General features: G+C 37.0%; 7 protein-coding genes and 1 pseudogene. 1 reads left to right on the top strand and 7 read right to left on the bottom strand.

Annotated features, from left to right (window positions below; all coding sequences use genetic code 11):
* Positions 1-162: 162 nt before the first annotated feature.
* From BN338_RS03815 to BN338_RS03795, 5 genes are all read right to left on the bottom strand, one after another.
* Entirely contained in the window at positions 163-666 is a 504-nt protein-coding gene (locus tag BN338_RS03815; RefSeq protein WP_005773478.1) for a MerR family transcriptional regulator, read from the bottom strand.
* Between the two features lie 184 nt (positions 667-850).
* Complete coding sequence (locus tag BN338_RS03810) at positions 851-1,174, bottom strand: integration host factor subunit alpha (protein WP_039759191.1); 324 nt, start codon at positions 1,172-1,174, stop codon at positions 851-853.
* 77 nt (positions 1,175-1,251) lie between these two features.
* The gene (locus BN338_RS03805; protein WP_039759189.1) at positions 1,252-2,226 is read right to left on the bottom strand and encodes a beta-ketoacyl-ACP synthase III; all 975 of its coding nucleotides are present in this window, start codon (positions 2,224-2,226) and stop codon (positions 1,252-1,254) included.
* Positions 2,227-2,284: 58 nt separating this feature from the next.
* Positions 2,285-3,355 (bottom strand): phosphate acyltransferase PlsX, encoded by a 1,071-nt coding sequence (gene plsX, locus BN338_RS03800; RefSeq protein WP_039759187.1) that lies wholly within the window; start codon positions 3,353-3,355, stop codon positions 2,285-2,287.
* Between the two features lie 158 nt (positions 3,356-3,513).
* Positions 3,514-4,071, bottom strand: a complete 558-nt coding sequence (locus tag BN338_RS03795) for a DUF177 domain-containing protein (RefSeq protein ID WP_039759185.1) — start codon at positions 4,069-4,071, stop codon at positions 3,514-3,516.
* Between the two features lie 225 nt (positions 4,072-4,296).
* Here BN338_RS03795 and BN338_RS03790 point away from each other — a divergent pair, with 225 nt between their 5' ends.
* A complete protein-coding gene (locus tag BN338_RS03790; RefSeq protein WP_039759225.1) occupies positions 4,297-4,776 on the top strand; it encodes an outer membrane protein assembly factor BamE in 480 nt (159 codons plus the stop codon).
* Between the two features lie 71 nt (positions 4,777-4,847).
* Here BN338_RS03790 and nusB read toward each other — a convergent pair.
* Positions 4,848-5,319 (bottom strand): annotated as a pseudogene (gene nusB, locus BN338_RS03785) (transcription antitermination factor NusB).
* Positions 5,320-5,321: 2 nt separating this feature from the next.
* The coding region (gene ribH, locus BN338_RS03780; protein ID WP_039759183.1) for a 6,7-dimethyl-8-ribityllumazine synthase at positions 5,322-5,711 on the bottom strand (390 nt) is incomplete at its 5' end.

Here is a 5,711-nt window from a genome sequence, read left to right as displayed (position 1 = left end):
ACACGTTAGGTTTGCTGCTCGTTTAACATATAAAGCTCGGACCACACTTAAAACATCTAAATATCTATAAAATACATTGCTGCGCTAAACCTAAATATTGATTTATAGAAAACTGTTAAAACACATGTTTTATTAATAAAGAAGTAACATAAAATATTATTGTTATCGTGCTCTATCAAGAACACGCTTACATTCAATGAGTTCAAATAGGATTTCTTGCAACAATGCTTTATCGGTCTTATCTTTGTAAAGATTCACAGAACCAACAGAGGTTTCTCCCTCATTCCTCATAAAACTCAAAAGTCCAAAAGAAGACTTCTTAGGTTTATTGCTCGTATTTTCAAAAGTTTGTCCTGCATGTTTTTTCTCTATAACAACATTCATGGCATCAAGATCACCATTCCCAAATGCCGTCACAAAAGCAACACCATTTTCTTTCAAAAGGCGCTGCACACCTTTTATTGTATAACCCTGATCGTACAACAACTGCTTAATACCATTGAGCAAATCAACATCAACTGGACGATAGTAACGCCTTCCCCCCCCACGTTTCATTGGCTTAATCTGCCTAAAACGTGTTTCCCAAAATCTTAAGACATGCTGTGGAAGCTCCAATAATTCGGCTACTTCGCTAATTGTGCGAAAAGCATCAGAGCTTTTATCCATTTTGCAACACCTTACCTAAAATACGACGAATGATTTAATAATGATTCATTACGTCTCAATTTCTCAACAAGATTAGTCAAAAATAGGACTTTGACTACTTACTAAACAGTCTTTTCTTTAAAAAACACAGATCTTTATTTTATATATTTATTAATAAATACCCAACATTAGCATAGCATTTATTCTATGAGAGATCTTTTTGCTGTCTTGCACGATGCGAATCTAAAATTCTCTGTTTAAGGATATTCGCAGCCTTAAACGTCACAACACGTCGCGGTGGAATAGGTGCTTCAACACCTGTTTTGGGGTTGCGCCCAATACGTTCATTCTTACTGCGAACCTGAAAAGTTGCAAAAGAAGATAATTTAACTGCTTCACCTCTTACAAGTGAGTTGCAAATCTCATCCAAAACCAATTCGACCAAAGCGGCTGATTCAGTATGTGACAAGCCCACTTTTTTACAAACTACGCTGGCTAAATCTGCACGCGTTACTGTCTTACTTGTCATTATAACCACCTATTCAAATATTAAAAATTACAAAATGACTTATATGTTTTATTCAAATATGGTCAAGTAACCATAATTTACCAACGAATAAGAATTGCTCCCCATGTAAACCCACCTCCCATAGCTTCTAACATGATAAGATCTCCTCTTTTTATTCTTCCATCGCAAAGAGCTGTTGTTAAGGCCAATGGAACTGATGCTGCAGATGTATTACCATGTTTATCAACAGTAATCACAACTTTATCTGATGAAATTTTCAGTTTTTTAGCAGATGCTTCAATAATGCGCTTATTAGCCTGATGAGGTACAAACCAATCTAATTGTGAAGAATCCATACCTGCAGCTGCAAAACAATCATCAACCACGTCCGTTATCATACCCACAGCATATTTAAAAACTTCTCGTCCTTCCATACGCAAATAGCCTGTCGTTTGTGTTGTTGAAGGTCCACCATCAACATACAACTTATCGATATAAGCACCATCAGAACGCAGTTTTGCAGACAATATACCACGCTCAAAAGCAATCCCCCCCTCAATTTCTTGTGCTTCCAAAACAGCCGCCCCCGCACCATCACCAAACAAAACACATGTCGTACGATCTTCCCAATCTAAAATTCGAGAAAATGTATCGGATCCAATAACTAAAATTCTTTTAGCTGCTCCACAGCGTAAATAAGAATCTCCTGTTGTTAAAGCAAAAATAAAACCAGAGCAAACAGCTTGAATATCAAAAGCAAATCCATGGCTCATTCCCAAAGCATACTGAATTTCAACAGCAGAAGCAGGAAAAGTACGATTTGGTGTTGAGGTTGCTAAAATAATACAATCAATATCCTTTATTGTAAGATCGGCATTTATAAGGGCGGCTTGCGCAGCTTCAACACCTAAAGAAACCGTTGTTTCATTTTCATTGGCAATATAACGTTGATGTATTCCTGTACGTTGAACAATCCATGAATCTGACGTTTCAACAAACTTCGCAATCTCATCATTTGATAAACTTTTTTTCGGCAAAGCACTTCCTACACCACGTATAATTGATCGAATCATTCAGCTCTCACCTTTTCTTCAGATTCTTCAGATTTTTCACTTCCATTATAAGAGCCCATCATAAGGATTCTCCACTCATCGCTGTTTCATCTTCCTGATCAAAAAGAGTTTCTTTATTTTCATGAAATCGCCGTAAGTCAGCCGTTATTTTTTGTAAGAGTCTATTATTAACCATTTCATAACCAACACGGATAGCAGAAGCAAAACCGTTAGCATTAGCACTGCCATGACTTTTTATGACAACACCATTCAAACCTAAAAGCACTCCTCCATTCACCCTATCGGGATCCATTTTATTTTTCAGTGTACGAAAAGCACGCCGCGATAAAAAATAACCAAGAGATGTTAAAAAAGAACTGCGCATTGCGGAATTTAAAATCTCCGCTATCTGCCGCGCGGTCCCTTCTGCGGTTTTTAAAGCAATATTACCAGAAAAGCCTTCTGTTACAACAACATCGACCGTTCCTTTTCCAATGTCATTGCCCTCCACAAATCCTTTATATTCCAATCCTTCTAATTGCACTTCACGCAATATCATTCCTGCTTTTTTTATTTCATAAAGTCCTTTAGCCTCTTCCACCCCCACATTTAAAAGCCCAACACTTGGTTTTTCAGTGTGATATAAAGCGCGAAACATACCCGCTCCCATAACCGCCAAATCAACCAACTGACTAGCAGATGCACCAATCGTTGCTCCAATATCTAAAACGATACTCTCGCTACGAAGTGTTGGCCAGACACCCGCAATACCAGGACGTTCAGCCTCTGCCAACATTTTTAAACAAAAATAAGACATGGCCATAAGTGCCCCCGTGTTACCAGCAGAAATACAAGCATCAGCTTCACCATTTTTTACCGCTTCAATGGCATACCACATTGATGATTTACCACGACCATTGCGAAGTGCTTGGCTTGGCTTTTCATCCATGCGTGTATAGCTTTCTGTAGGACAAAAGCGCGACACAGAATCCAAACAGGGATATTTTTTCAAAACCGGCTTAACGACCTCTTCTATTCCATAAAACAGAAAATAAATATTTGATAAATATTTTTGGACAATTGCTGCTCCTGCAATAGCTGCTTCTGGACCGTAATCACCGCCCATGACATCCACAGAAATTCTAATCACGCTTGCATATCCCACATCTTTTCATTTACATTTTTAACAGCACATTATGATTTTTGGTGACTAAACACTTATATAAAATATATCTTGCGAAAATAGCACCGCAGAAAATACCGTTTTTATCATAGTATACAATAGATAATTTTTTTATTTTTTTACAATCACTTCCAATTTTTCAAAACAGAAAATGGCGAGAATTTTTGCTCTGCTCCTTCTAAATTTTTAACCACATGCATCCCTATCCCCTCTTTACGTGGATAACGATTAATAGACAACTCAAAAAATTCTTCCATGATTGCACCAATATCAATTTTATCATCATAAAATACTTCTGGCGTATCAAGTCCCTCCACATCCAAAAATAATTCTCGTGTATCTTCTGATATTTTCGGCTTCATCAAAATTGAATCTTCTGGAACAAAAACAACTTCAATATTTTCACGGAGAATATTTTCTAATCGTTCTAATGTAACAACACATAACTGTACTATACGTGCTTGCAAAAAACCTTTTATACGCACGCCGCGTTTTTTCCACGGAAGAATATGGAATTTTCCCTTACAAGATTTTACTTCAACTAAATCATGGTTCTGAGCTAAATGTGTACATTCTTTTTTGTTTGCACAAAGATGAACTCTTATACCTTTAGCAGGGAGAGAACGTACGGATATCGGATAAACCAAAGCGAATGCCATTTGAGAAATATTTTGAATATTCATTGACAACTCCCAAACATGAAAACCTATGAAATACTGTGCTTTTATTTAGCTCAAGTACATTTTATTCATTTTTTTCTTTTCTAAAGAATTCCTATATGGCATAATTTGCCTTATAACAGGGAAACTCAGTGTAAGCTATGGTAGATTAAACTAAAGTTTAGAAAAAGCTTGAGATTGCCTTCTTATCGTACATCTCAGTATAAAAAGGAGATATCATTGTTTCAAATACCTCACATAATGGCCTTAATCAAACGTAAATTGTTGGCCGGTCTATCAATAGCGGGCATCGTAACACTTACGGGGTGTAGTCTTCTTGACTCTTCAGGGACAAGCCAAATTTATAGAGAGGGCTATATTCTTGATAAAAATGCTCTGAGTTCTATTTCTATTGGCTCAAGTCAAGAGCAAGTTCTTTTAACTCTAGGAACCCCTTCATTAAAAACAAAATATGATAATGAAGTTTTTTATTACATCTCACAAACGCGCTATCGTGGGATGCAATTTATGAAAACAAAGATTATTGATCGCAAAGTTTTAGCTATTTACTTCAATGGGAACAATCAAGTTTCAAAAGTTGCTAACTATGGTCTAAAAGACGGTCAAGTATTTGATTTCATTACGCGAACAACACCGACTGCAACAAAAGAACACCCTTTCTTAATTCAAATTATAAAAGGTCCTGCGAATTTACCAACCCCTAACTAAAGTATATTATCTACTTACTGTTTTAACATTATTAGGTCTGATGTTATCAGACCTAATAAAAAGTATAACGATTAGAGGCGGTTTTTTTTTGCCATACTGTCGAGAACGGCATTAACAAGTTTTGGCTCATCACCTTCAAAAAACGCCTTGGCTATATCAACATATTCATTCACGACAACCGCAACGGGAACATCTTTACGGTTGATCAGCTCCCATGAAGCTGCTCGTAAAATTGCTCGCAATATAGAATCAAGACGTGAAAGAGACCATTCTGCAGAAAGCTGTTGATGAAGCAGAGGATCAAGCTGCTTTTGATCTTTTACAATCACCTGTTATAATCGCCAAAAACCATTGAAAATCAGCTTCAAGATACTGATCTCCATCAATATCTTTTCCCAAACGATAAGCCTCATACTCAGCAGCTGTTTCCATCACTCCCGAACCCACAATATCCATTTGATAAAGAGCCTGAACTGCAGCGAGTCTTGCTGCTCCACGTTTATTGGCTGAACGCGGAAAATGTCTGCCTTTTATATCAGCCATATTTAACGATTATCTCCAAATCTCTTTTTTAGAGCGATCATACATAGAGCAGCTTCAGCCGCAAAAACACCTTTATTTTTGTCATCTTGTTTTGCACGCACCCACGCTTGCTCTTCATTTTCAACAGTTAAAATACCATTTCCAATAGCTAAGTGTTTATGAACAGTTAAATCCATTAATGCACGACAAGAATCATTGGCAACAATTTCAAAATGATATGTTTCACCCCGAATAACACAACCCAGTGCCACATAACCATCATAAGATATCTTATTTTGTTCAGCAAAAGCTATTGCAGCTGGTATTTCTAAGGCTCCTGGAACTGTTATAATATCATAACTGACTTCAGCTTTTTGCAAAGCACTCACAGCACCTTTCAAAAGCGCATCAGA

Origin of the sequence: Bartonella queenslandensis AUST/NH15 (genome assembly GCF_000312585.1) — a bacterium.
GTDB classification, from domain to species: Bacteria; Pseudomonadota; Alphaproteobacteria; order Rhizobiales; family Rhizobiaceae; genus Bartonella; species Bartonella queenslandensis_A.
Note: the sequence above shows the minus strand (reverse complement) of the source record. Positions and strands in the feature narration are given on the sequence as shown.